This is a genomic window from Nocardia gamkensis NBRC 108242, from assembly GCF_001612985.1.
In the GTDB taxonomy this organism is placed as follows: domain Bacteria; phylum Actinomycetota; class Actinomycetes; order Mycobacteriales; family Mycobacteriaceae; genus Nocardia; species Nocardia gamkensis.
In genome coordinates this window covers 114,733-138,686 of sequence record NZ_BDBM01000014.1, presented here as the reverse complement: position 1 = coordinate 138,686, position 23,954 = coordinate 114,733, and the positions used below count along the sequence as shown (strand labels likewise).

Here is a 23,954-nt window from a genome sequence, read left to right as displayed (position 1 = left end):
GACGGCGTTCTACGACGACATCCCGTCCTATGCCCGGGTGATCGAGCTGTCCGGGGCGGCGCGGGCGGCGGAACTCGTGGTGATCGGTGACGAGGAGCTGATCGCGGCCCGTGTCGCGGAGTACTTCGCGGCGGGCGCGACGGAGATAGTCTTCTCGCAGACCGATCTGACCACCCCGGAGGACCAGCGGCGCACCTGGGAGCTGCTCGGCGAACTCCAGCGCTCCCGGGTGAGCTGACCGCGTACTCCGCGCCACGGCGTCCCTGTTATAACGGTGCCATGAGTCTCGATCCCGCTATCGCCGCCCGTCTCAAGCGCAACGACGCCGGGCTGGTCTCGGCCGTCGCGCAGGAACGCGCCACCGGTGACGTGCTGATGGTCGCGTGGATGGACGACGAGGCGCTGGCGCGCACGCTGGAAACCCGTAAGGCGACGTACTATTCGCGCTCCCGTCAGCAGTACTGGGTCAAGGGGGAGACTTCCGGCCACACCCAGTACGTGCACGAAGTGCGGCTCGACTGTGACGGCGACACGATCCTGCTGGTCGTCGATCAACAGGGGGCGGCCTGCCACACCGGCACGCACACCTGCTTCGACTCGGATGTGCTCCTGGCCCCGCGATCCTGAGCAGGCGCCGGGCTAGCCGCCGTTCGGGCGTTGGTCGTCCGTCGCCGGGGTGAGTCCGCCGAGCTGGTCGAGTTGGTCGAGCGCGTCGACGAGCCGCTCGGCCAGCAGTTCGCCCAGTTCGGCGGCCTGGGCCTTCTGCGCGTCGTCCAAGCCGTCGAAAACCAGGTGCCGCACGGCCGCCAGATATCCGGGCGCGGCCTCGACGACCTTCAGGTACCCGTCGTCGGTGAGCACGGCGTGCACACCGCGCCGTCCCGCGGTCGCCGAGCGCTGTGCCCAGCCCATCCGCTCCAGCTTGGAAACCACGTGTGACAAGCGCGATAGCGATGCATTTGCCTTGTGGGCAAGCTCACTCATCTGCAATCGGTGGCCCGGTTCCTCCGACAACAGGGTCAGTACCCAGTACTCGAAATGCGTCACGCCGGACTCGCGCTGGAGCTGGGTGTCCAGAGCCCCTGGCAGTCGCGTCATCAGCGCCACGATCGCACGCCAAGCGCGTTGTTCGACCGGGTCGAGCCACTTCGTCACTGTGTGCCTTCTTTCAAGCCAAGTGACGTGGTCTTGTTCGCTGTCCTAGTGATTGTCGAGAAGCTTGTGCACAGTCACCCGCGACAACGAGTTTGCCACGACTTCGCTCGACCGTCATAAAGATGCTGCATGACGTGAGTTCACTCACACGCCGCTCGCGGGCGTCTCCCCGGCCTTCGGTCGGCGCGGGTGCGTGCGCCGCCACCGGCGCAGCAGCAACAGCGCTACCGCGAGCAGGAGCAGCAGTGCCGCGACGACGGCACCGGTGAGCGCGGCGCCACGGAAGGCGGGCGCGTCGACGTCCAGGATCCGTTCGCCCGCGTGGGCGGCGCTGCTGTTGCCGAGCACGATGGTCAGCGTCATCAGGTTGGGCAGCGCGAACAGGATGGCGACGACCCCGGCCGCACCGGCGAGAAACTTGCCGGCCTTGCGCCGCCACACCAGCACGGCGAACAGCAGCAGGAAAAGGGTGACGAGGGTGCAGATCCCGCCGAAGAACAGGCCCCAGCCGATGCCCTTGGCGAAACTATCGTGCACCATCGATCCCACCCGCTGCGCCCACCAGCGCGGGATGAACGCGGACAGGATGAAGTAGAGAACGACGAGGACGGCCAGCAGCACGGCGCCGCCGATGATCCGGGTGCGCCAGACCGCTGCGGTGGGTTTGCCCTCGCCGGGCTGGACCTCGGTCGAAGTCATGGATCCAGCCTAGGCCGCACCGCCGCCCGGCAGCGGCTGCGGCGCGCCGCGCGGACTACCTGGTGCGCAGGTAGTTCAGGGCTTCGTCGGCGTGCACCGCGGCGCGCAACTCGCCGGTGATGATCTTGCGGACGGTGCGGTCCGTGTCGATGACGAACGTTTGCCGCTTCACCGGCGCGAGTTTGCCGAGCAGTCCGCGCTTCACGCCGAACTTCGCGGCGACGGCGCCGTCGGCGTCGGAGAGCAACGGATAACCGAGGCGCTGCTTGTCGGCGAAGCCGGCCTGGGTGTCCACGTTGTCGGTGCTGATGCCGACGCAGGTGGCGCCGAGCGCGGCGAACTCGGCGGCGAGGTCACGGAAATGACAGGCCTCGGCCGTGCACACGGGCGTATTGGCGGCGGGATAGAAGAAGAGGACCAGGGGGCCGTCCGCCAGCAGCGCGTCGAGCGAGCGGGGGGTGCCGGACTGATCGGGAAGCTCGAAAGCGGGGGCGAGCTGTCCTTGCTGCATAGCCGGAAAGCCTACCGGGCGCTTGGTCGAATCGGGTATCCCGCTCTCCGGCGGCGGCGGTCGGGGAAACCGCGCTCCGTTGCTCGTGCCCGTCGAGGCGCCGCCCGCGCTCCGATCGCCGCGCCGGTGGCCGGGCACGAGCCGATGGTGTGGCGGCTACGCGCCGATGAGCGCTGCCACCTCAGGGTTCTTGATCGCCATCACATCGAGGATGCCGTGGGCTCGCAGGAACGGCCGAAGCTCTTTGATGCGGTGGCTGTGGACGGCGTATTCGTCGGGAAAACGATTCTTGTCCAGGGACTCCAGTGCTTTGACGTAGGTGACGAAGGACGCGAGCGCGTTGCTCGGAGCACCCTGGGGGTAGGCCGGATGGCCGGTGGCCCCTGGGTGCGGGGCGTGCGGGCGCGGGACGCTGTGGTTCGGGATGTGCCGAGGACCCTCGGGCGCTACCGATTGCGAGGGGTACATCAGTTGTCTCCTCTCGAGATGGATACCGCATGCGACGTGGAACGCCGCGAGTGTAGTGAGCGCCGCCACACCTCCGGCGGCCGCGTGAGAACCGGACGGTCGACCTGATTTGTCGCGTTTGTCGCGTCCGGCCCCGTGTCACCGGCACCGCTCACCGGTCGATCGGCCCGGCCTGGGATGATGAGTGCATGCCAGGCGCGTCCACTCCCACCACCACGACCCGCGAACAGTTCCATCAACTGGCCGCGGAGCACCGGGTGGTCCCGGTGACCCGAAAGGTCTTGGCGGACTCCGAGACTCCGCTGTCGGCCTACCGCAAACTCGCGGCCGACCGGGCGGGCACCTTCTTGTTCGAGTCCGCGGAGAACGGCCGGTCGTGGTCGCGCTGGTCGTTCATCGGCGCGGGGAGCCCGTCGGCGCTGACCGTGGTGGACGGCGAGGCGGCCTGGCTGGGCAGCGTCCCGGCCGACGCGCCCTCCGGCGGCGATCCGCTGGTCGCGCTGCGCGAGACGCTGGAACTGCTGCGCACCGAGCGCTTGCCCGGACTGCCGCCGCTGACCGGCGGCATGGTCGGGTACCTCGGCTACGACGCGGTGCGCCGGATCGAGCGGCTGCCCAGCCTGGCGCTGGACGACTTGCGGCTGCCGGAGATGGTCCTGCTGCTCGCCACCGACCTGGCCGCGTTCGACCACCACGAGGGCGCCATCACGCTGATCGCCAACGCGGTCAACTGGAACGGCACCGCCGAGCGCGTCGACGAGGCCTACGACGACGCGGTGGCCCGGCTGGACCGGATGACCGCCGCGCTCGGCGCGCCCGCCGAATCCACCGTGTCGGTCTTCGATCAGCCCGAGCCGCGATACCGGCGCAGGCGCACCACCGAGGAGTTCGGCGCGGGCGTGCGCCGCCTGGTCAAGGAGATCGAGGCGGGCGAGGCGTTCCAGGTGGTGCTGTCCCAGCGTTTCGAGATGGACTACGACGGGTCGCCGATCGACCTGTACCGGATGCTGCGCGCGTCCAATCCCAGCCCGTACATGTATCTGCTGCACATCCCGGACGGCCATGGCGGCACCGCGTTCTCCATCGTCGGCTCCAGCCCGGAATCGCTGGTCACCGTGAAAGACGGTGTGGCGACGACCCATCCGATCGCGGGCACCCGCTGGCGGGGCGGCACCGAGGAGGAGGACCTGCTGCTGGAGAAGGGCCTGCTCGCCGACGAGAAGGAGAACGCCGAGCACCTGATGCTCGTCGACCTCGGCCGCAACGACCTGGGCCGGGTGTGCGAGCCGGGCACCGTGCGGGTCACCGAGTACCGGCACATCGAGCGCTACAGCCATGTCATGCACCTGGTGTCCACGGTGTCGGGCCGGTTGGCGCCCGGCCGGATCGCGCTGGACGCGGTGCGGGCGTGCTTCCCGGCGGGCACCCTGTCCGGTGCGCCCAAGGTGCGCGCGATGGAACTGATCGAGGAACTCGAACCGACCCGGCGCGGCGTCTACGGCGGCGTGGTCGGGTACCTGGACTTCGCCGGTGACGCCGATACCGCCATCGCCATCCGCACCGCGCTGCTGAAGGACGGCACGGCATACGTGCAGGCGGGCGCGGGTGTGGTCGCGGACTCGAATCCGGAATACGAGGACGTGGAGTCGCGCAACAAGGCGATGGCGGTGCTGAAGGCGGTCGCGGCGGCCGGAACGGTACGGGCCTACGGCACGGAGCCGGAGCCGGAGCCGGAGCCGGATGCGGCGGACGGCGGATCGCTATGACAGCTGCCCATCCCGAAGACGAACCCGGCCCGGCGCGGGAGACCGCCCCGGAGACCGGCGGGCCGGAAGCCGGTCAAGCCGCACCGGATTCCGCCGCACGCACCGAGCCGACGGACACGGGAAGCGAGTCGCGCCGGAGATATCCCGTGGCCCCGGTCGCGCTGCTCGCCGTCGCCGCCGCCGCGCTATGGGCGTCGTCCCGGATGACCTGGGTGACGGTCAGCTCTTCCGACGGCCTCACCCAGCCCCGCACCGATCATCTCGACGGCGGGGTGTGGTTCGGCGCGCTCACGCCGCTGGCACTCGTGCTGCTCGCGTCGATCGCGGCCGTGCTGGCCACCAGGGGCTGGTTGCGCCGCGTGGTCGGCGTGCTGATCGCGTTGGTCGCGGCGGTGGCCGCGGTGCCCGCGTTCGCGCTGCTGACCGATTCCGGCAAGATCACCGAGCGGGCCGCGACCCTCGCCGAGCTCCCGGCGCGCGCCCAGGTGGAGACGGCGACCACATCGGCGTTCCCGGCCGTGCTCGCGCTGCTCGGCGCGCTCGCCGCGTTCGGCGCGGGCGCGCTGCTGGCCCGGATGCCCGCCGAGGCGGCACGGATGTCCGGCAAGTACGACAACCCGGTCTTCCGGCGCGCCGACGCCACCGCGGAGGTCGCGCAGCGGCGCGCGCAGTCCCCGGACGATGTGTCCTCGCCCCAGCTGTCCGAGCGCGTGCTGTGGGACGCGCTGGACGCCGGGACCGACCCGACCGACGAGCCCGCTGCCGGGCCGTCGGGTCCGGCGGACCCGGAGCACGGTGAGGCGGACCGACGTGGCCGCTGAGCTGTTCCCGCACGGCGGGTGTGGCGGGTACCACCTTGCGCGGAGCCCTTCCGCATGGTTGAACTCGAGCCCCGGCGCATCCGCGCCCGGTAGGTCCATTTATTCTTTGTCAGCATCGGTGAGACAGCGCCTGGGGGGATTCTCAGGTAGCAAGTCCGTCTCCCCAGAAAGGATTCGAGCCAGATGACGGTACTCGACTCGATTCTCGACGGGGTCCGCGCGGATGTGGCCGCTCGGGAAGCCCTTCTCGACTTCCAGGCGGTCAAGGCGGCCGCCGCGGCCGCGCCCGCGCCGCTGGACGCCCGCGCGGCGCTGCTCGAGGACGGCATCGGCGTGATCGCCGAGGTCAAGCGGGCAAGCCCGTCCAAGGGCGAGCTGGCGGACATCCCGGACCCGGCGAGCCTGGCCAAGTCCTACGAGGACGGCGGCGCGCGGATCATCAGCGTGCTCACCGAGGGCCGCCGCTTCAACGGGTCGCTCGACGACCTGGACGCGGTCCGCGCCACGGTGAACATCCCGATCCTGCGCAAGGACTTCGTCGTCGGCCCCTACCAGATCCACGAGGCGCGCGCGCACGGCGCGGACGTCATCCTGCTGATCGTCGCGGCACTGGAGCAGGACGTGCTGTCCTCCCTGATCGACCGCACCGAGTCGCTCGGCATGACCGCGCTGGTCGAGGTGCACACCGAGGAGGAGGCCGACCGCGCGCTGGAGGCGGGCGCGTCGGTGATCGGGGTGAACGCCCGCAACCTCAAGACGCTCGAGGTCGACCGCGACGTGTTCGCGCGGATCGCGCCCGGACTGCCCACCGAGGTGATCCGGATCGCCGAATCCGGCATCCGCGGCACCGCCGACCTGCTGGCCTACGCGGGCGCGGGCGCGGACGCCGTTCTCGTCGGCGAGGGCTTGGTGACCAGTGGCGACCCCCGCGCGGCGGTGTCGGAACTGGTGACCGCGGGCACCCACCCGTCCTGCCCGAAGCCGGCACGGCGGGGCCGGTGACCGGCGTGGCAGCGGTACCACAGGCCAGTGACGGCGTCGCCCAGCGCAGCGGCCACGAGCCCGATGTGGGCGGGCACTTCGGCGTCTACGGCGGCAGGCACGTCCCCGAGGCCCTGATGGCCGTCATCGAGGAGGTGACCGCCGAATACGAGAAGTCCCGGATCGACGAGTCCTTCCTCAACGAGCTGGACCGGTTGCAGCGTGACTACACCGGGCGCCCGTCGCCGGTGTTCGAGTGCACGCGGCTGGCGGAGCACGCGGGCGGGGCACGCATCCTGCTCAAGCGCGAAGACCTGAACCACACCGGCTCGCACAAGATCAACAACGTGCTCGGCCAGGCGCTGCTCGCCAAGCGGATGGGCAAGACCAGGGTGATCGCGGAGACCGGCGCGGGCCAGCACGGCGTCGCCACGGCGACCGCCTGCGCGCTGCTCGGCCTGGACTGCGTCGTCTACATGGGCGCGGTCGACACCGCCCGCCAGGCGCTGAACGTGGCGCGGATGCGCCTGCTCGGCGCCGAGGTGATCTCGGTGACCTCCGGTTCGCAGACTCTCAAGGACGCCATCAACGAGGCGCTGCGCGATTGGGTGACCAACGCCGACGACACCTACTACTGCTTCGGCACCGCCGCGGGCCCGCACCCGTTCCCGATGCTGGTGCGCGATTTCCAGCGCATCATCGGCATGGAGGCTCGCGCCCAGGTGCGGGCCGCCACCGGCGGGCTGCCCGCCGCGGTCGTCGCCTGCGTCGGCGGCGGATCCAACGCCATCGGCATCTTCCACGCGTTCCTCGACGACGCCGATGTCCGGCTGATCGGCTACGAAGCGGCCGGTGACGGCGTCGACACCGGCAGGCACGCGGCCACCTTCACCGGCGGCACGCCGGGAGCGTTCCAGGGCGCCTACTCGTACCTGTTGCAGGACGAGGACGGCCAGACCATCGAGTCGCATTCGATCTCGGCGGGCCTGGACTATCCGGGTGTCGGCCCGGAGCACGCCTACCTCAAGGACGTGGGCCGCGCCGAGTACCGGCCGATCACCGACACCGAGGCGATGGACGCGCTGCTGCTGCTCAGCCGCACCGAGGGCATCATCCCCGCGATCGAGTCGGCACACGCGGTGGCCGGCGCGCTGCAACTGGGCAAGGAACTCGGCCCCGGCGCGGTCATCCTGGTGAACCTCTCGGGCCGGGGTGACAAGGACATGGACACGGCAGCGCGGTGGTTCGGGCTGTTCGACGACGAGCCCAAGGAGGAGGGCCGGTGAGCCAGCAGTCCCGCTTGGCGAACACCTTCGCCGCCTGCCGCGCCGAAGGCCGCGCGGCGCTGATCGGCTACCTGCCCGCCGGCTACCCCGATCTGGCCGGTTCGATCGAGGTCGTGCGCGCCATGGTCGACGCCGGATGCGACATCATCGAGGTCGGCGTCGCCTACTCCGATCCGGTGATGGACGGCCCGACCATCCAGGCCGCCGCCGAGCAGGCACTGCGCGGCGGCGTGCGGGTGCGCGACGTGTTCACGGTGGTCGAGGCGATCACCGGCGCGGGCGGCAAGGCCGTCGTCATGAGCTACTGGAACCCCGTGCTCCAGTACGGCGTGGATCGCTTCGCGCGGGATCTGGCCGCCGCGGGCGGCGCGGGCATCATCACCCCGAACCTGATTCCGGAGGAGGCCGACGACTGGTTCGTCGCCTCGTCCACGCACAACCTGGACCGCATCTTCCTGGTCGCGCCGTCGTCCACCGAGGAGCGACTGGTGAAGACGCTCGAGGCGAGCCGCGGCTTCGTCTACGCGGCCTCGACCATGGGCGTCACCGGCGCGCGCGACGTGGTGTCCTCGGCCGCGCCCGCCCTGTGCGCGCGGATCCGGACGCACTCCGACATCCCGATCGGCGTCGGGCTCGGCGTGCGCTCGGGCGAGCAGGCCGCCGAGATCGCGTCGTTCGCCGACGGCGTGATCGTGGGCTCGGCGCTGGTGAGCGCGGCGGGACAGGGTCTCGATGCCGTCCGGGCACTGACGGCGGAACTCGCCGAAGGCGTGCGCTCGGCCACCGTGGCGTCGTAGGAAGGCGGTTCGGCCGGGCGGCGAGATCGGCCCGGCCCCGCCGCTGTGACACGAGACCGGTGATCCCGTCCGGCGAACCGGACGCGGTCGAGCCGGTGCTACGGATGGCGCTATTCCTGTCGAAGGACGTGCAAGTCACGGGAGTGCGCTCGGCCGCGCTCGCCGCAACCACGGCGGTATCGCGGCGCTACCGGTGGGTGGGGCGTCGCGATGGCGCGCCTCACCACGACAAAGGCGGTGCGGTGGTGGGGTGGCGGCGGAGCTTCTCCGCTACGGTGACCCCGTGACGTTACGAGTCCTCGCAGACAGTGTCCTGGCCGACGGCGGCGTCAGCGGCGCCCTGCTGGCCTACATCCCCAGCCCCGCGCGGGGCGTGTGGCAGCTCGGGCCGTTCCCGCTGCGGGCCTACGCCCTGTGCATCATCCTCGGCATCGTCGTCGCGATCTGGTGGGGCGAACGGCGCTGGCGCGCACGCGGCGGGCAGCCCGGCGCGATCCTGGACGTCGCGATGTTCGCGGTGCCGTTCGGTCTGGTCGGCGGCAGGCTCTACCACGTGGCCACCGACTGGCAGAAGTACTTCGGCGCGGACGGGAATCCGGTCGACGCGCTGAAGATCTACCAAGGCGGGCTCGGCATCTGGGGCGCGGTGCTGCTCGGCGGCATCGGGGCGTGGATCGGCTGCCGGGTGTACCGGATCCCGTTGCCCGCCCTGGGCGACGCGGTCGCCCCGCCGATCCTGCTCGCCCAGGCGATCGGCAGGGTCGGCAATTACTTCAACCAGGAACTGTACGGCCGCGAGACCGACCTGCCCTGGGGCCTGGAGATCTACCGGCGGGTGGGCGACGACGGCAGGCTCGACATGATGAACGGCGCCTCCACCGGCGTGGTCGACAAGATCGTGCATCCCACCTTCCTGTACGAACTGCTGTGGAACGTGCTCGTCGTCGTGCTGCTGGTGTACGTGGACAAGCGTTTCCGGCTCGGGCACGGCCGCCTGTTCGCGCTGTACGTCGCCGGCTACTGCTTCGGCCGGTTCTTCATCGAGCTGATGCGCGCCGACGAGGCGACGAAGATCGCGGGCATCCGGATCAACTCGTTCACCTCGGCCGTCGTATTCCTTGCCGCGATCGCCTACTTCGTGTTCGCGACGAAGGGCCGCGAAACGCCCGAGCAGCTGCAACCCGGGGCGAGCCCGCGGCCGTGGCCGTGGCAGATCCGCGCCCTGCGCGCCGCGGGGGCAGCGCCCGGAAAGTCCGCGCCGACCGGCGAATCCACGACCGGCGTCGATGCACCGACCTCCGAGAGCGCGGTGTCCGAGGCCGAGTCCGGCTCGGCGGAGCCGGGCGGGCAGCAGGCGGGCGAGACCGGCGAGTCTTCCCGGACCGCCTCGGAGAAGGCCGATTCGGGAAAGTCGAACTCCGACAAGAACTGATCGCCTGGTACGGCCGGGATGCCGAAGGGCACGGTTCTCGACTCGACCCGGCACGGAATCGCCGCGGCGGCAACGTTCGGGCGATCCGTCGCGATAACTGTGCGCGGGGCCGAATGTCACTGGGGCGACAACCAGGTCGATCCCCGTGACAATGGCTCGTGATCGTCGCGAAGCGGCAGTTCGGCGATTCAGCAGGACCGGGGGCCGACCAGAGGGTGCCCGCACGACCGAGGAGAACCTGAGTGACCGACCCATACCAGCAGAATCCGGAAACCGGTGGCCCGCAGTACGGCCCGCCCGGCACCGGTCCCGATCTGACCAAGCGGCTGGACGCGCAGAACCAGCCGCAGTACAGCCCCCCGTCGGACCCCTACGGCCAGCCGCAGTTCAGCGCGCCGTCGGACCCCTACGGTCAGCCCCAGTACGGCCGGCCCGTCGATCCCTACGGTCAACAGCCGATGGGCTACCCGGCCGCCCCCTACCCGGTCGGGCCGCAGGGCTACAACCCCAACGACCCGGAGGCGCCCTGGGGCCGTGACCCTTTCGGTGTACCGCTGTCGGACAAGCAGAAGCTCGTCGCGGGGCTCCTGCAAATCTTCCTGGGCAGTTTCGGCGTCGGCCGCTTCTACCTCGGATACACCGGCCTCGGCGTAGCTCAGCTGGTCGTCGGCATCCTCACCTGTTTCACCGTCGGCTGGATCTGGGGCATCGTCGACGGCGTCCTGATGCTCACCGGCAAGGTGCCCGACAGCAACGGCCGCCCGCTGCGCGACTGATCTCGGCGGAACCGGCAGGCGGCAGCGGGGTGCCCGCCTCCCGGTCGACGCGGGTGACAGCGCTGCGCAACTCTTCCGCGCACCATGATCGCGATACTGTCGCTCGCGGCGGTCCGGGCGTAGCATGACCGGATTCGCGTGCCGTGTGTGGAACTCCACGCACCGAAGAGAGGGATTCCGTGCGCCGTAAGTTGTTCGCCGCCGCCGTGCTCGCCGTCCTCGCCGCCACCGGGCTGACCGCGTGCGGCGGGAGCGACCCGAACGTGCTGAAGGTCGGTACCGAGGGCACCTACACCCCGTTCAGCTACCAGGGCTCCGACGGCAAGCTCACCGGCTACGACGTCGAGGTGATTCGTGCGGTCGGCGACAAACTCGGCAAGAAGGTCGAATTCGTGCAGACGCCGTGGGACGCCATCTTCGCCGGCCTGGAGTCCAAGCGCTTCGATCTGGTGGCGAATCAGGTGACCGTGAACGACGAGCGCACGGCGAAATACGCGCTGTCGGCGCCCTACACCACCTCGGCGGGCGTGATCGTCACCCGCGCCGACAACAACGCCGTCACCGGGCTTGCCGACCTCGCCGGGAAGACCTGCGCGCAGTCGGCCACCAGCAACTGGAGCAAGGTCGCCACCGACGCGGGCGCGAAGGTCGAGGCCGTGGAGGGCTTCGTGCAGGCCATCCAGCTGCTGAAGAACGGCCGCGTGGACGCCACCGTCAACGACAACCTGGCCGTCGCGGAGTACACCGCGAAGACCGGTGACACCAGCGTGAAGATCGCCGCCCGGACCGGGTCGGTGAGCAAACAGGCGTTCGCGGCGCGCAAGGGCGACGCGCTGATCACCGACGTGGACAACGCGCTGAACCAGCTGCGCGCCGACGGCACGCTGGCGAAGATCTCCGAGAAGTATTTCGGGACCGACGTCAGCCAGTAGCCGACATCGTTCATGGACGCCGCCACCCGGAATCTCATCTGGCACAACCTGTGGCCGATGCTGCAGGCCACCCTCACCAAGACCCTGCCGCTCACCGCGATCAGCTTCGCCGTCGGCCTGGCGCTCGCGCTATTCGTCGCGCTGGCCAGGATGTCGCCTGTGTGGCCGCTGTCGGCGGCGGCCCGCTGCTACATCTCGATCATTCGCGGCACACCGCTGCTGGTGCAGTTGTTCATCGTGTTCTACGCGCTGCCGCAGTTCGGCATCGTGATCGATCCGTTTCCCGCCGCGGTGATCGCGTTCAGTCTCAACGTCGGCGGCTACGCGGCCGAAGTGGTGCGGGCCGCCATCCTGAGCGTCGCGGCGGGGCAATGGGAGGCGGCGCAGGCGCTCGGGATGTCGTATCCCTCGACGCTGCGGCAGATCATCCTGCCGCAGGCCGCGCGCATCGCCGTACCGCCGCTGTCGAATACGCTGATCTCCCTGGTCAAGGACACCTCGCTGGCCTCGACCATCCTGGTGACCGAGCTGCTGCGCGTCGCCCAGCTCGCCGCCGCGCCGACGTTCGATTTCTTCGCGCTCTACGGGGTCGCGGCGCTGTACTACTGGGTGATCTGCCTGATCCTCGGGTTCGGGCAGACCCGGCTGGAGACGAGGTTGGCCCGTCATGTCGCCCGATGAGTATCCGTTTGTACCTGCCGTGTGGCTGTCGTTCATATTTTTCACCAAGGTTTCACCGTGGCCACGGCGGGACCTGCCCACCGAGCGGGACTAGGCTCTACTCGTGATGCGACGGACGAAGATTGTGTGCACGCTCGGCCCGGCCACTGCCACCGAGGACCGTATCCGCGAACTCGTCGAGAGCGGCATGGACGTGGCTCGGCTGAACTTCAGCCACGGCGAGCACAGCGACCATGCCGAGAACTACAAGAAGGTGCGTCAGGCAGCCGACCACCTCGGCCGGGCAGTCGGCATTCTCGCCGACCTGCAGGGTCCCAAGATCCGCCTGGGGCGCTTCCTGGAAGGCAGAACCGTCTGGGCGACGGGCGAAGAGGTCCGCATCACCGTCGACGATGTCGACGGGACCCACGACCGCGTGTCCACCACCTACAAGGAGCTGGCGCAGGACGCCAAGGCCGGCGACCGCCTGCTGGTCGACGACGGCAAGGTGGGCCTCACCGTCACTCGTGTCGACGGTAACGACGTGGTCTGCCGGGTCACCGAGGGCGGCCCGATCTCCAACAACAAAGGCGTCTCGCTGCCGGGCATGGATGTGTCGGTGCCCGCGCTGTCGGAGAAGGACATCGAGGACCTGGAATTCGCGCTGAAGCTCGGGGTGGACTTCATCGCGCTGTCGTTCGTGCGGTCCCCGTCCGACGTCGAACTGGTGCACGACGTGATGGACCGGGTAGGCCGCCGGGTGCCGGTGATCGGCAAGCTGGAGAAGCCGGAGGCGATCGACAACCTGGAGGCCGTGGTCCTGGCCTTCGACGCGGTGATGGTCGCGCGCGGCGACCTCGGTGTCGAGCTGCCGCTCGAGCAGGTGCCGATCGTGCAGAAGCGCGCCATCCAGATGGCCCGGGAGAACGCCAAGCCGGTCATCGTCGCCACGCAGATGCTGGAATCGATGATCGAGAACTCCCGTCCCACCCGCGCCGAGGCCTCGGACGTCGCGAACGCGGTGCTCGACGGCGCCGACGCGGTGATGTTGTCGGGCGAGACCTCGGTGGGCGCGTACCCGATCGAGACGGTGCGCACGATGGCGCGCATCGTGCACGCGGTGGAGACCGAATCGACCAGGGTGCCGCCGCTGACCCACGTGCCGCGCACCAAGCGCGGGGTGATCTCCTACGCCGCCCGCGACATCGGCGAGCGGCTCAACGCCAAGGCGCTGGTCGCGTTCACCCAGTCGGGTGACACGGTGCGCCGCCTGGCCCGGCTGCACACTCCGCTGCCGCTGCTGGCGTTCACGCCGCTGCCGGAGGTGCGCAGTCAGCTGTCGCTGACCTGGGGCACCGAGACCTTCATCGTGCCGACGGTCGACAGCACCGACGCCATGATCCACCAGGTGGATGTAGCACTTCTGTCGATGGACCGATACCAGAAGGGTGACCTGGTGGTCATCGTCGCCGGGTCGCCGCCCGGTACCGTCGGTTCCACCAACCTGATCCACGTTCACCGAATCGGTGAGGAGGACCACTAGTGCGTGCTTCCTTGAGCAGCCCCGTCGACATCGCGGATCCACACGCGCCGCGCTCCGACCTGGATGTGCTGCTCGGCCTGCTCGATCTCGAGCAGATGGACGAGGACGTGTTCGTCGGCCAGCACCCGGAGAAGGTGTGGAGCCGGACCTTCGGCGGTCAGCTCGTCTCGCAGGCCATCATCGCGGCGGGCCGGACGGTCGGTGACCGTCCCGTGCACGCCGTCAACGCGCATTTCGTGCGCGGCGGCGATGTGAAGAAGCCGATCGAGTACCGGGTGGACCGCCATCGCGACGGTCGCGCGTTCGCCAACCGCACGGTGACCGCCAGCCAGGACGGCCAGGAGCTGTTCGTGATGCTCGCCGCGTTCCAGGATTGGGGCACGGGGCTCGAGCACGCGCACGCCCAGCCGGACGTGCCGGATCCGGAGACGTTGCCGCGGGTGGAGGAGAGCTTCGAAGGCTTGGAGGACAAGCTGGAGATGTTCGTCAAGGCGCCGCATCCGATCGACATGCGCTACACCAACGATCCGGCCTGGATTCTCAAGGGCACCGGGGAGCGGCTCAACCACAACCGCGTGTGGATGCGCGCGGACGGCAAGTTGCCCGACGACCCGCTGATCCATGTGGCGACGCTCGGCTATTCGTCCGATACCACGGTGCTGGACTCGATCATCACCACCCACGGGCTGTCGTGGGGTCTGGACCGCATCGTCGCGGCCACGGTCAACCACTCGATCTGGTTCCACCGCCCGTTCCGTTTCGACGAGTGGGCGCTGTACTGCACCGAGTCACCGGTAGCCGCGGGTTCTCGTGGCCTCGCGACCGGCCGCTTCTACTCCCGCAGCGGCGATCTGCTGGCCACCACGGTGCAAGAGGGACTCATCCGCCACTTCCCGCCGCGGCGTCAGGACTAGAGCAGTTCGCGGTCGCGATCGATGTCCAGATCGACATCGGTGCGTTGCGATGCGCGGATCGAGACCGGGATCCCGCCTCCCGGCTCGGTTCGCGCCAGCCCCGAGACGGCGTGCAGCAGTTCGTGTTCCAATGCGGCCATGTGGGCGTCGGTCAGCTGATCCGGTGCGCCGACCAGACTGAGCGCGATTTCGTAGGTGCCGCGGTTGCCGGGAATTCCGCCGGGCGGATCCGCGCGGCAGCCGCTCTCGAGCGCCAGGTGGGCCGGGTCGTCGGCGTCGACCGGCAAGGTGAAGCGCCAGGCGAATACGTCACGGTCGGCGAGGTGGTCGTCGACCACCTCGCGCACGGTGTCGACGACGCGTTCGAGTATTTCCGGTGTCACATAAACATGGAGCGAAACATCCGAAATGCGTTTCGGCATGTCTGATTCCTGTCCTGTGTCGACGCAGCAACGGCGGAGAATGGTGTCCGGCGGGAGTTTAGTGCGTCGGGGACGGAAAAGGACACAGCCGCGTGGTAACAGGTTGATACGCGGTCTATCCGGGCGCGTTGCCCGGTGCGGTCGTCGCCGCGGCGGTCACCGGGTGCGCTGGGCGGCGAGGAAGGTCGCCAGCGGCGCGGGCGCGCCACCCGGGCGGATCACCAGTCCCCGGCGCTCGTCGTGGGGCCAGCGCGGCTGCTCGTGCGGGGCGAGCGCCAGCAGCAGCGGTACGAGCGCCTCGGCGATGCGATCGCCGACGTCACAGAAAGCCTGGGCGGACAGCCCCACCGGGTCGGCGATGTTCTCCCGGCCGACCAGCGACAGGTCGTTGCGCGCGCGGTGCAATTCGGCGACCGTACGCGCGCCGGTGACGTGCGCGATGCGGTGGGCCTCCAGCAGCGTGAAGGTGCGCGCGCCCGCGCCGAAGGCCAAGTCGATCGCGTGCTCGCGGATCTGCTCGGTCATCGTGAGAACCAGGTCGGCCTTATCGATCATCTCCGGCTTCAGGCGACGGGCCCGGAAGTTGCTCGCGTCCGCGCCGAGCCCGGTGATGGTCTGCGCGGCCAGCGGCTCGACCGGAAATCCGACCAAGGCACGGGTGCCTGCGCTTTCGGCGGTGAGATAGGGGAGATCGTGTTCGACCGCGAGGGCGCGAGTGAGCCGCTCGGCGATCACCGACCGACAAACATTGCCGTTGCAGACGAACAGGACGTGCATACAGAACACGATAAACGGCAGGAAGGCTACCAGACGGGCCCAAGTCGTTGGTCCCACATGTGGGAACAACATATTCATCTGCCCGTAGCGCGCCGTACACGAAGCGTGCCGATTTGGGCCATCGACCTGCGATGTGCGTCACTCCGAAGAGCGGTGCGGTGCGATTCTATTCATGGCTGTACCCCCGGGCTCACGCGCTCAAACGCTGCTTTGTGATTTCCTTGTGATATGACAGCCCGCGCGGACTACTCGGATTCGCCGCTGTAGTAGATGGATTCGGGCACGACCGGTTCGACCTCGGACGGACTGCCCTCGACTCGGCCGCGGGTGGAGAACCGGTGACCACGTGATGCGACGACGGGCGCGAACCGCGCCAGTCCCGTCGCCGTGTCCATGTCGTCGTACATCGCGTCGATGCCGCCGCGGGCGAAGTAGGCCTCGTGCCAGAACCCGGTGCCCCCGGAGTCGCGCAGGAACTTCTGCCACCAGTCCCGGTGTGGCGCCGTCCGGGTCCACGCTTCGAGGCTGTCCAGATCGCGCCAGTACTGCCGCGCGCCCCAGTGCGGCGGGAACAGCGCCCACACGACGTCTTCGTGCAGCAACAACCCGTCCGGCCGATCTTTGTGCGAGCGATAGAGTTTGGGCCCCAGCCCGAGCAGCCGCAGCATCCCCCTCGGCCGCCGCACCCGCATGCCGATGTAGATGACCACCAGATCCGGATACCCGGACAGATCCACCGTGGTCCTGTTCACTCGCATCGCATACCTCACCGCCCGACCGCCGACGCCGCCACATGGACAACGATCCACCAACCGTATCGGTTCGATGAAGACGGAACTCCGGTTACCTTCGACCGCGCCGCCGCGCCTCGACGTCAGCCACCGCGGAGTCGCCGCGGACCTGCGAGCCGATAGAGCCGCGCTCCAACGAGGCGCTGGGCCTCGCGAGCGCTCGGCGCGCCGAAGCGCGGTTCGGAAGCGATGGTGAAGGGGTCCTCCGATCGGCCGGCTAGGCGTTTCGCGCGATGGAACCGGCTACTGCCGAGCGGAACGTCACCTATTTCCGTGACGGACTCCGCCTGGATTCGGCATCGGCGGCGGATACCACCCGGCCGGGCCACTCGGGGGCCGCTGATGCACGGAAGGTGGAGGCTGCATCGGCGTACGGGGCTGCCCCCCCCTTTCGCCACTTCTGTTCGAGGAGGCCGGTTTCCGATGACGATCGTACGAAAGTGCCGCCCACCTCAAGACCAAAGCCGGGACCAGACCGGTGGCAACAATGATGACGAGAAAGCTGAGCAAGATGCCCAGAACATCTTCATACGGCGGCATTCCGGCAGCGAGAACGCCGAGCGCGAACAGTGAGATCGTCCAGGCGAACGCGATGTAGTAAAGATTTCGCAGCACTCTTCCGCCCGTCGACTCGATGCTGCCGATCAACCACATATCACCGACCTTGTTGCGCTCGCGAACCATCTGCGGCTGGTGCATCGACTGCGCTTGGAGGAGTGATTCCAACGCCGTGGATATTATCGACTCCGCTTTTTTCGAGAATTCAGGGGAATCGCTGCCGTTGGCACCCTTGATCGATTCCCATATTTGTACGGCAGCGAGCTGGTCGTGAGCCGAGCTGACCAACTTGTTCCGGCGTGCCTCCAGGTCGCGAGCCGCCCGGCGCTGCTCCGATATGCCTATCGCTGCTACCAGGCCGGCCGTTATGGGACCTGCCAGAATTGCGACTGTGACTTCCGTCCCATCCATCCGACAATTCCTCTCCCGCGTGGGGTGAGTCGATGACGACTTGGCCGCAAACTTTGGGCAAATTCTAGCACCGTGGACGTCGCCGACTGAAGTCTCGAAGCGTGCGGAAGGGCAGTCGCCTGTTGCCGAGTTGTGTTCCGCAAAAGGTCGCGCGGACGCTCTATCGTGCCGGAACGGCTTCCATTTCTCGGAGCGAGGAATCGGTCTGCCGTCGATGCGCCGGGAGCGGTGCGAGCCGACGCTCGCGGACGCCCTGTGCTGCCGTCGGGTGGGTTCCGGTCACTGGGGCCGGGGCCGAGATCGATGGACGATCGCCCTGCGCGCGGCCCGGCGCGGAGCCTGCGCTCCACCGTGGTGCCGAGTGTGGGACTCGAACCCACACGTCCTTTCGGACAACGGTTTTTGAGACCGTCGCGTCTGCCAGTTCCGCCAACTCGGCGCACCGGGTGGCAACTATAGCGGGTCGGGTGGCGTGAGCGCGAATGGGTTGGCCTCCGCGGCGCGAGGGCACGGTTTGCGCAGGGTATATGCGTTCTATGTCGAAGTGAAAGGTACTCTCTACATCACTCGACAGCCCGATGGATGGCCGATGGTCGCCCGGTGCGAGCGCGGCTTTCTTTCGGTTGGGTCGGGACAGGGCATCGGAACCAGAGGGGTCTACCTATGAGCACAGCAGCTGGGGGCGCCGGCACCAAGCGGGACGCCGGCGCGAAGCGGGTCGTCGTCGCCGAAGACGAGGCGCTCATTCGCATGGATCTGGTCGAGATGCTGACCGAAGAGGGTTATCAGGTGGTCGGCGAGGCGGGTGACGGTCAGCAGGCGGTGGATCTCGCGGTGGAGCACCGGCCGGATCTGGTCATAATGGATGTGAAGATGCCGCGCCGCGACGGCATCGACGCGGCGGCCGAGATCGCGTCGAAACGCGTTGCCCCGGTGGTCATCCTGACCGCGTTCAGTCAGCGCGATCTGGTGGAGCGGGCGCGCGACGCGGGCGCGATGGCCTACCTGGTGAAGCCGTTCACGAAATCGGATCTGGTGCCCGCCATCGAATTGGCGGCCAGTCGCTTCCACGAGATCACCGCGCTGGAGAGCGAGGTCGCGAATCTCGCCGAGCGGCTGGAGACGCGCAAGCTGGTCGAGCGTGCCAAGGGTGTTCTGATGCAGACGCAGGGCCTTTCGGAGCCGCAGGCGTTCAAGTGGATTCAGCGCACCGCAATGGACCGCCGCACCACGATGAAGGCGGTCGCGGAGGTCGTCTTGGAGAACCTGACGCCGAAGTGACCGTGCGCGCGGCGGGAGAATTTACGTAGTCGAAACGTCGCGGTGAAGAAGAATTCGAAACGATGTCGCGCGCATGATCCGAATGTGATGCGGAACTAACGTACCGACGCTATGTTCTGACCGGGCTGATGTCTCGGCCTCCTCGGCGACCCCGGGGGAGCACAGAACTTAGATGAGGTGAAACGTGCTTAGTTCGACATGGCGCAGTCGCTCGACGCGAGCTGTTCTGGCCGTCGGCGCCGCCGCCGCGCTGGTGCTGACCGGTTGTAGCGACAAATCCACCAGCAGCGGTTCGGATTCCTCGGGCACCAACGGCGCGGGCGGCCTGTCCATCCAGCCGCTTCTCCAGGTCGACCAGCAGGGCAAGGAAGTGCCGAAGGCGGACGCGGCCGCGGCGGCCGATCCCGCGGGCGACGGCAAGGCGACCTGCGCGCCCGGAACGGCCATCGCGATGGCGGGTGCGCTGACCGGCCCCGACGCCGCGCTCGGCATCAACATCGTCAACGGCGTCAAGCTCGCCCTGGACAAGCACAACAAGGCCAACCCGGGCTGCAAGATCGAGCTGAAGCAGTTCGACACCGAGGGCGACCCGCAGAAGGCCACCCAGGTGATCCCGCAGATCGTCAACGACCGCTCGATCATCGGGCTGGTCGGTCCCGCCTTCTCCGGCGAGACGAAGGCGACCGGCAAGATCCTCAGCGATGCGGGCCTGGTCTCGGTCACCTCGTCGGCGACCAACGCCACGCTGACCCAGAACGGTTGGACCACCTTCTTCCGCGGTCTCGCCAACGATGACGTGCAAGGTCCCTCGGTGGCGAAGTACCTGGTCAACGGTGCGGGCTACAAGAAGGTCTGCGTCATCCAGGACAACACCGACTACGGCACCGGCCTGGCGAAGTCGATCACCGAGGGCCTCGGCGCCGCCGCCGATCCGGCGTGCGCCGCCAGCATCAAGAAGGGCGACAAGGACTTCTCCGCGACCGTCACCAAGGTGGCGGCCGCGAATCCCGACGCCATCTTCTACTCCGGCTACTACTCCGAGGGCGCGCCGCTGGCCCAGCAGTTGAAGTCCGGTGGGGTGAAGGCGGTCTTCGTCTCCGCCGACGGCACCAACGACCCGCAGTTCGTCGCCCAGGCGGGCAGCGCCGCCAAGGGCGCGAAGCTGTCGTGCCCGTGCGGTCCCGCTCCGGAGAAGTTCGCCGCGGACTACCAGGCGCTCAACGGCCAGGCGCCCGGTGTCTACTCCGTCGAGGCGTACGACCTGACCACGATCCTGGCCAAGGGCATCGACGGCGGTAAGGTCACCCGCTCGGACCTGCTCGACTATGTACGGACGTACGACGGTGCCGGCCTCGCGCGTCAGTACAAGTGGAATCCGAACGGCGAGCTGACGAACGCGCTGATCTGGGTGTACGAGGTCAAGTAGTCCCGGATCCCGGGCGAACGGCACGTGCGGGGGTTCATTCGAATCCCCGTACGTGCCGTTGTTCGGTGGGCGAAAGGATGAGGGGCAGAAAACAATGAAACAAACGCTATCGGCCGGTGGGGTTCAACTCGCTGCCGGTTCGATCGACTTCAACTACGAGGGGTTGGTCGACAGTTTCTGGCGGCTGACCGTCGACGGCGTGACATACGGCGCCATCTACGCGTTGGTCGCCGTGGGCTACACCTTGGTCTACGGCGTATTGCGGCTGATCAATTTCGCCCATTCGGAAATTTTCATGCTCGGGCTGTTCGGGCAATTGGTCGGTTTGATGATCTTCGGATTCGTGGCGAGTCCGGACGTTTACACCCAGGGTGTGGTGCTCACCGTCGTCTACCTGGGCTTGGCGATGATCGTGGGCATGCTGGTATCCGGCGGCGCGGCCGTCGGATTGGAGCGGGTGGCCTACCGGCCCCTGCGTAAACGGGGCGCGAAACCGCTGGCCTTCCTGATCACGGCGATCGGCATGTCGTTCGTGCTGCAGGAGCTGGTGCACTTCGTGTTGCCGAAGCTGCGCCCCGATCTCGGTGGCACCAACGCTCAGCAGCCGATCCGGCTGGTCGAGCCGACCATTCAGTTCAGTTTCGGCGGTGCGGACGTCACCAACATCATGCTGCTGATCGTCGCGGCGGCGGTGGTGCTGGCGATCGCCACCGAGGTGCTGATCAACCGGACGAAGTTCGGCCGCGGCATCCGGGCCGTGGCCCAGGACCCGGACACCGCGACGCTGATGGGCGTCTCGCGTGAACGGGTCATCATGCTGACCTTCCTCATCGGCGGCGTGCTCGCGGGCGCGGCGGCGATGCTGTTCACGCTGAAGATCCCGAACGGGATCATCTACTCCGGCGGGTTCGTCCTCGGCATCAAGGCGTTCAGCGCCGCGGTGCTCGGCGGCATCGGCAATCTGCGCGGTGCGCTGCTCGGCGGCCTGCTGCTCGGTGTGGTGGAGCAATACGGCCAGATCCTCTTCGGCACCGAGTGGCGCGACGTGGTCGCGTTCGTGGTGCTGGTCCTGGTGCTGATGGTTCGCCCGACCGGCATCCTCGGCGAGAGTCTCGGAAGGGCGCGCGCATGACCGACACGACCAAGACGGCGTCCGCGCCGGACACCGCGCGCCGCGGCCTCGGCGATGCGCTCCGCACCTGGTGGGACGGCCTGAGCAGGCCCGCGCAGTGGGGCGTCGGCGTCCCGATCCTTCTGCTGCTCGCGCTGCTGCCGCTGTTCCCGCCGCCGCTGCTGAACACCCCCTCCTACAACTTCGGCCTGGTGATGGCGCAGGTCGCGATGTACGCGCTGCTGGCCATCGGCCTCAATGTGGTGGTCGGGCAGGCGGGCCTGCTCGACCTGGGCTACGTCGGTTTCTACGCCGTCGGCGCCTACACCGTCGGCCTGCTCACCAGCCCCAACAGCCCGTGGAACCAGACCGACGGCGGCTGGCTCGATCCGAAGTGGGCATGGCTGGCCTGCCTGCCGATCGCGGTGGCGGTGACCGCGGTATCCGGCCTGATCCTCGGTTCGCCGACGCTGCGGCTGCGTGGCGACTATCTGGCGATCGTGACCCTCGGCTTCGGTGAGATCGTGCGCCTGCTCGCCGAGAACCTCACCGAGATCACCAACGGCAGCCTCGGGCTGTCGGGTGTGGCCTACCCGCACGTGGGCGAATCCGCGAGCAAACCGGAGGGCGTGTTCTCCGGCGGCAACAGCGGCGACCCCGACAGCGTCAACCTCCTCGACCGCGCCAGCTACGGCACCTACTGGTATTGGTTCGGCATGGCGCTGGTCGTCGTGGTGCTGCTGGTGGTCGGCAACCTGGAGCGCAGCCGGGTCGGCCGCGCCTGGGTGGCCATCCGCGAGGACGAGGACGCGGCCGAGATCATGGGCGTGCCGACGTTCAAGTTCAAGCTGTGGGCCTTCATGATCGGCGCCGCGGTGGGCGGCATGTCCGGCGCGATCTACGCCGGGCAGGTGCAGTTCATCAACCCCACCGGCTTCAACATCATCAACTCGATGCTGTTCCTGTGCGCGGTGGTGATCGGCGGGCAGGGCAACAAACTCGGAGTGATCTTCGGCGCGTTCGTCATCGCCTACCTGCCCGCGCGGCTGCAGTCGGTGAACCTGGTCAGCAACGAGTCGACCGGGTATGTCCTGCTGGCGATCGATGTCGCGGTGTTCGTCGCGCTGATCGTCGCCTGGCGGTTGTGGGCCGGCAGGCTGAGCGTCTGGCCACGGCGCGGCGTGATCACCGGCATGGTGGTGACCGGCGTGCTGGCGCTGCTGTTGCTCGGCAGCGTGCTGCTCTTCCGCAAGGGCGGCGCGCAGTCACTGGGCGACCTCAAATATCTGTATTTCGGTATCGCGTTGGTGGTGATGATGATCTTGCGTCCGCAGGGTCTGTTCCCGGTGCGCCAGAAGCTGCTCACCTACGGCAGGCAGGTGTATCTGGCCGTGCGCAGACCGGTCGCCGCCGAGCCGATCGGAGCGGGACGATGACCGGGCCGGGCGCGGGCGACGCGCTGTTCGACAACGAGGACATGGCCGCGGGCTACGTGGCCGAACCGCAGCCGGAGTCGGCGGGCACGGTCGACGTCACCCAGGTGATCCCGGACCTCGCCGACGCCGAGACCGTCGCGGAAGTCGTCGCGCCGCACCGCGATATCGAGACCGCGGTGGGCGAGCCGCTGCTGCGCACCGAGGGCCTGACGGTGCGGTTCGGCGGTCTCACCGCCCTGGACCAGGTGAGTTTCGAGATCCGCCGCGGCGAGATCCTCGGTCTCATCGGGCCCAACGGTGCGGGCAAGACCACCTGCTTCAACGCGATCACCGGTGTCTACCAGCCCGCCTCCGGGCTGGTGTACTTCGACGGCAAGCCACTGACCAAGACCAAGCGCAACGCGATCACCCGCCTCGGCATCGCGCGCACGTTCCAGAACGTGCGGCTCTTCGGCGAGATGACCGCCTTGGAGAACGTCGTGGTCGGCACCGACGCACGGCACCGGACCTCGGTGCCCGGCGCGGTGTTCCGCACGCCGCGGCATCGGCGTGAGGAACGCGACGCCATCGAGCGCGGCATGGCGCTGCTGGAGTTCGTCGGCATCGCCCCGCGCGCGGTGGAGAAGGCGCGCAATCTGTCCTACGGCGACCAGCGTCGCCTGGAGATCGCCCGCGCGCTGGCCACCGAGCCGAAACTGCTGTGCCTGGACGAGCCCGCGGCCGGGTTCAATCCGAGTGAGAAGTCCGCGCTCATGGATCTGATCCGCAAGATCCGCGACGACGGGTTCACCGTGCTGCTGATCGAGCACGACATGCGGCTGGTCATGGGCGTGACCGACCGGATCGTGGTGCTCGAGTTCGGCCGCAAGATCGCCGACGGGCTGCCCGCGGACATCCGGGACAACCCCGCCGTGATCGCCGCGTACCTCGGCGTGCCGGATACCGAGGTGAGTGAATCCGGTTCTCCGGCAACGGAAGACGGCGAAGACGTGTCACCGTC

Annotated in this window: 25 protein-coding genes, 1 tRNA gene and 1 pseudogene; 18 read left to right on the top strand and 9 right to left on the bottom strand. The window is 68.4% G+C overall.

All coding sequences use genetic code 11. The features are described 5' to 3' along the window. The first annotated feature begins 37 nt into the window (after positions 1 to 37). Together NG1_RS14135 and hisI are read left to right on the top strand one after the other, a co-directional pair. A complete protein-coding gene (locus NG1_RS14135; protein WP_062970883.1) occupies positions 38 to 238 on the top strand; it encodes a hypothetical protein in 201 nt (66 codons plus the stop codon). Positions 239 to 279: 41 nt separating this feature from the next. After that, positions 280 to 627, top strand: a complete 348-nt coding sequence (hisI, locus tag NG1_RS14130; protein ID WP_062970881.1) for a phosphoribosyl-AMP cyclohydrolase — start codon at positions 280 to 282, stop codon at positions 625 to 627. Positions 628 to 639: 12 nt separating this feature from the next. Here hisI and NG1_RS14125 read toward each other — a convergent pair whose 3' ends face one another. The 4 genes from NG1_RS14125 to NG1_RS14110 all read right to left on the bottom strand — a co-directional run bounded on the left by NG1_RS14125 (position 640) and on the right by NG1_RS14110 (position 2,833). Next, positions 640 to 1,155 (bottom strand): MarR family winged helix-turn-helix transcriptional regulator, encoded by a 516-nt coding sequence (locus NG1_RS14125; RefSeq protein ID WP_062970879.1) that lies wholly within the window; start codon positions 1,153 to 1,155, stop codon positions 640 to 642. A gap of 144 nt (positions 1,156 to 1,299) precedes the next feature. Further along, a complete protein-coding gene (locus tag NG1_RS14120) occupies positions 1,300 to 1,854 on the bottom strand; it encodes a hypothetical protein (protein WP_062970877.1) in 555 nt (184 codons plus the stop codon). A gap of 55 nt (positions 1,855 to 1,909) precedes the next feature. Further along, positions 1,910 to 2,365: a peroxiredoxin gene (locus NG1_RS14115; RefSeq protein ID WP_062970875.1), complete on the bottom strand. Its 456-nt coding sequence runs from the start codon at positions 2,363 to 2,365 to the stop codon at positions 1,910 to 1,912. Between the two features lie 156 nt (positions 2,366 to 2,521). Beyond that, entirely contained in the window at positions 2,522 to 2,833 is a 312-nt protein-coding gene (locus tag NG1_RS14110; RefSeq protein WP_040866030.1) for a hypothetical protein, read from the bottom strand. Positions 2,834 to 3,021: 188 nt separating this feature from the next. On the opposite strand from NG1_RS14110, the gene NG1_RS14105 reads away from it, so the two are divergent. The 11 genes from NG1_RS14105 to NG1_RS14050 all read left to right on the top strand — a co-directional run bounded on the left by NG1_RS14105 (position 3,022) and on the right by NG1_RS14050 (position 14,741). Further along, positions 3,022 to 4,599, top strand: a complete 1,578-nt coding sequence (locus tag NG1_RS14105) for an anthranilate synthase component I (RefSeq protein ID WP_062970873.1) — start codon at positions 3,022 to 3,024, stop codon at positions 4,597 to 4,599. After that, entirely contained in the window at positions 4,596 to 5,420 is an 825-nt protein-coding gene (locus NG1_RS14100; RefSeq protein WP_084498908.1) for a TIGR02234 family membrane protein, read from the top strand. The genes NG1_RS14105 and NG1_RS14100 overlap by 4 nt, the downstream gene beginning before the upstream one ends. A 183-nt stretch (positions 5,421 to 5,603) precedes the next feature. Further along, positions 5,604 to 6,422, top strand: coding sequence for an indole-3-glycerol phosphate synthase TrpC (trpC, locus tag NG1_RS14095; RefSeq protein ID WP_062970871.1), 819 nt, complete (start codon positions 5,604 to 5,606; stop codon positions 6,420 to 6,422). Positions 6,423 to 6,427: 5 nt separating this feature from the next. Beyond that, positions 6,428 to 7,687 carry a tryptophan synthase subunit beta gene (gene trpB, locus NG1_RS14090; protein WP_373686143.1) on the top strand — a complete coding sequence of 420 codons (1,260 nt, stop codon included), beginning with the start codon at positions 6,428 to 6,430 and terminating at the stop codon, positions 7,685 to 7,687. Beyond that, complete coding sequence (gene trpA / locus NG1_RS14085) at positions 7,684 to 8,484, top strand: tryptophan synthase subunit alpha (protein ID WP_062970867.1); 801 nt, start codon at positions 7,684 to 7,686, stop codon at positions 8,482 to 8,484. The genes trpB and trpA overlap by 4 nt, the downstream gene beginning before the upstream one ends. A gap of 283 nt (positions 8,485 to 8,767) precedes the next feature. Further along, on the top strand, positions 8,768 to 9,916 hold the full coding sequence (lgt, locus tag NG1_RS14075) for a prolipoprotein diacylglyceryl transferase (RefSeq protein ID WP_245659898.1): 1,149 nt from the start codon (positions 8,768 to 8,770) through the stop codon (positions 9,914 to 9,916). Between the two features lie 242 nt (positions 9,917 to 10,158). Continuing rightward, the gene (locus NG1_RS37745; RefSeq protein ID WP_062970863.1) at positions 10,159 to 10,692 is read left to right on the top strand and encodes a TM2 domain-containing protein; all 534 of its coding nucleotides are present in this window, start codon (positions 10,159 to 10,161) and stop codon (positions 10,690 to 10,692) included. A 179-nt stretch (positions 10,693 to 10,871) separates the two neighbouring features. Continuing rightward, entirely contained in the window at positions 10,872 to 11,624 is a 753-nt protein-coding gene (locus tag NG1_RS38275) for an amino acid ABC transporter substrate-binding protein (protein WP_062970861.1), read from the top strand. 12 nt (positions 11,625 to 11,636) lie between these two features. Continuing rightward, positions 11,637 to 12,305 (top strand): amino acid ABC transporter permease, encoded by a 669-nt coding sequence (locus tag NG1_RS38270; RefSeq protein WP_062970859.1) that lies wholly within the window; start codon positions 11,637 to 11,639, stop codon positions 12,303 to 12,305. Between the two features lie 103 nt (positions 12,306 to 12,408). Further along, complete coding sequence (gene pyk / locus NG1_RS14055; RefSeq protein WP_174315430.1) at positions 12,409 to 13,827, top strand: pyruvate kinase; 1,419 nt, start codon at positions 12,409 to 12,411, stop codon at positions 13,825 to 13,827. Between the two features lie 95 nt (positions 13,828 to 13,922). Next, entirely contained in the window at positions 13,923 to 14,741 is an 819-nt protein-coding gene (locus NG1_RS14050; protein WP_245659901.1) for an acyl-CoA thioesterase, read from the top strand. On the opposite strand, the gene NG1_RS14045 is transcribed toward NG1_RS14050, so the two are convergent. The 5 genes from NG1_RS14045 to NG1_RS14025 all read right to left on the bottom strand — a co-directional run bounded on the left by NG1_RS14045 (position 14,738) and on the right by NG1_RS14025 (position 18,139). Continuing rightward, the gene (locus NG1_RS14045) at positions 14,738 to 15,163 is read right to left on the bottom strand and encodes a hypothetical protein (RefSeq protein ID WP_062970857.1); all 426 of its coding nucleotides are present in this window, start codon (positions 15,161 to 15,163) and stop codon (positions 14,738 to 14,740) included. The genes NG1_RS14050 and NG1_RS14045 overlap by 4 nt on opposite strands. A 156-nt stretch (positions 15,164 to 15,319) precedes the next feature. Continuing rightward, positions 15,320 to 15,940: an arsenate reductase/protein-tyrosine-phosphatase family protein gene (locus NG1_RS14040; RefSeq protein ID WP_040866039.1), complete on the bottom strand. Its 621-nt coding sequence runs from the start codon at positions 15,938 to 15,940 to the stop codon at positions 15,320 to 15,322. Between the two features lie 245 nt (positions 15,941 to 16,185). Continuing rightward, the gene (locus NG1_RS14035) at positions 16,186 to 16,698 is read right to left on the bottom strand and encodes a monooxygenase family protein (protein ID WP_062970855.1); all 513 of its coding nucleotides are present in this window, start codon (positions 16,696 to 16,698) and stop codon (positions 16,186 to 16,188) included. A gap of 294 nt (positions 16,699 to 16,992) precedes the next feature. Continuing rightward, complete coding sequence (locus tag NG1_RS14030; RefSeq protein ID WP_062970853.1) at positions 16,993 to 17,700, bottom strand: DUF2975 domain-containing protein; 708 nt, start codon at positions 17,698 to 17,700, stop codon at positions 16,993 to 16,995. A 352-nt stretch (positions 17,701 to 18,052) separates the two neighbouring features. Further along, positions 18,053 to 18,139 (bottom strand) — tRNA-Leu (locus NG1_RS14025). Positions 18,140 to 18,363: 224 nt separating this feature from the next. Here NG1_RS14025 and NG1_RS14020 point away from each other — a divergent pair. The 5 genes and pseudogenes from NG1_RS14020 to NG1_RS38265 form a co-directional block, all read left to right on the top strand. After that, positions 18,364 to 18,981: an ANTAR domain-containing response regulator gene (locus NG1_RS14020; RefSeq protein WP_062970851.1), complete on the top strand. Its 618-nt coding sequence runs from the start codon at positions 18,364 to 18,366 to the stop codon at positions 18,979 to 18,981. A gap of 184 nt (positions 18,982 to 19,165) precedes the next feature. After that, positions 19,166 to 20,407 (top strand): branched-chain amino acid ABC transporter substrate-binding protein, encoded by a 1,242-nt coding sequence (locus tag NG1_RS14015; protein ID WP_373686142.1) that lies wholly within the window; start codon positions 19,166 to 19,168, stop codon positions 20,405 to 20,407. Between the two features lie 94 nt (positions 20,408 to 20,501). Continuing rightward, positions 20,502 to 21,539: a branched-chain amino acid ABC transporter permease gene (locus tag NG1_RS14010; RefSeq protein WP_062970849.1), complete on the top strand. Its 1,038-nt coding sequence runs from the start codon at positions 20,502 to 20,504 to the stop codon at positions 21,537 to 21,539. After that, positions 21,536 to 22,954 carry a branched-chain amino acid ABC transporter permease gene (locus NG1_RS14005; RefSeq protein ID WP_062970847.1) on the top strand — a complete coding sequence of 473 codons (1,419 nt, stop codon included), beginning with the start codon at positions 21,536 to 21,538 and terminating at the stop codon, positions 22,952 to 22,954. Before NG1_RS14010 ends, NG1_RS14005 begins: the two co-directional genes overlap by 4 nt. Further along, positions 22,951 to 23,907 (top strand): annotated as a pseudogene (locus tag NG1_RS38265) (ABC transporter ATP-binding protein); the annotation flags it as partial. The gene NG1_RS14005 and the pseudogene NG1_RS38265, both read left to right, overlap by 4 nt. Between the last annotated feature and the right edge of the window lie 47 nt (positions 23,908 to 23,954).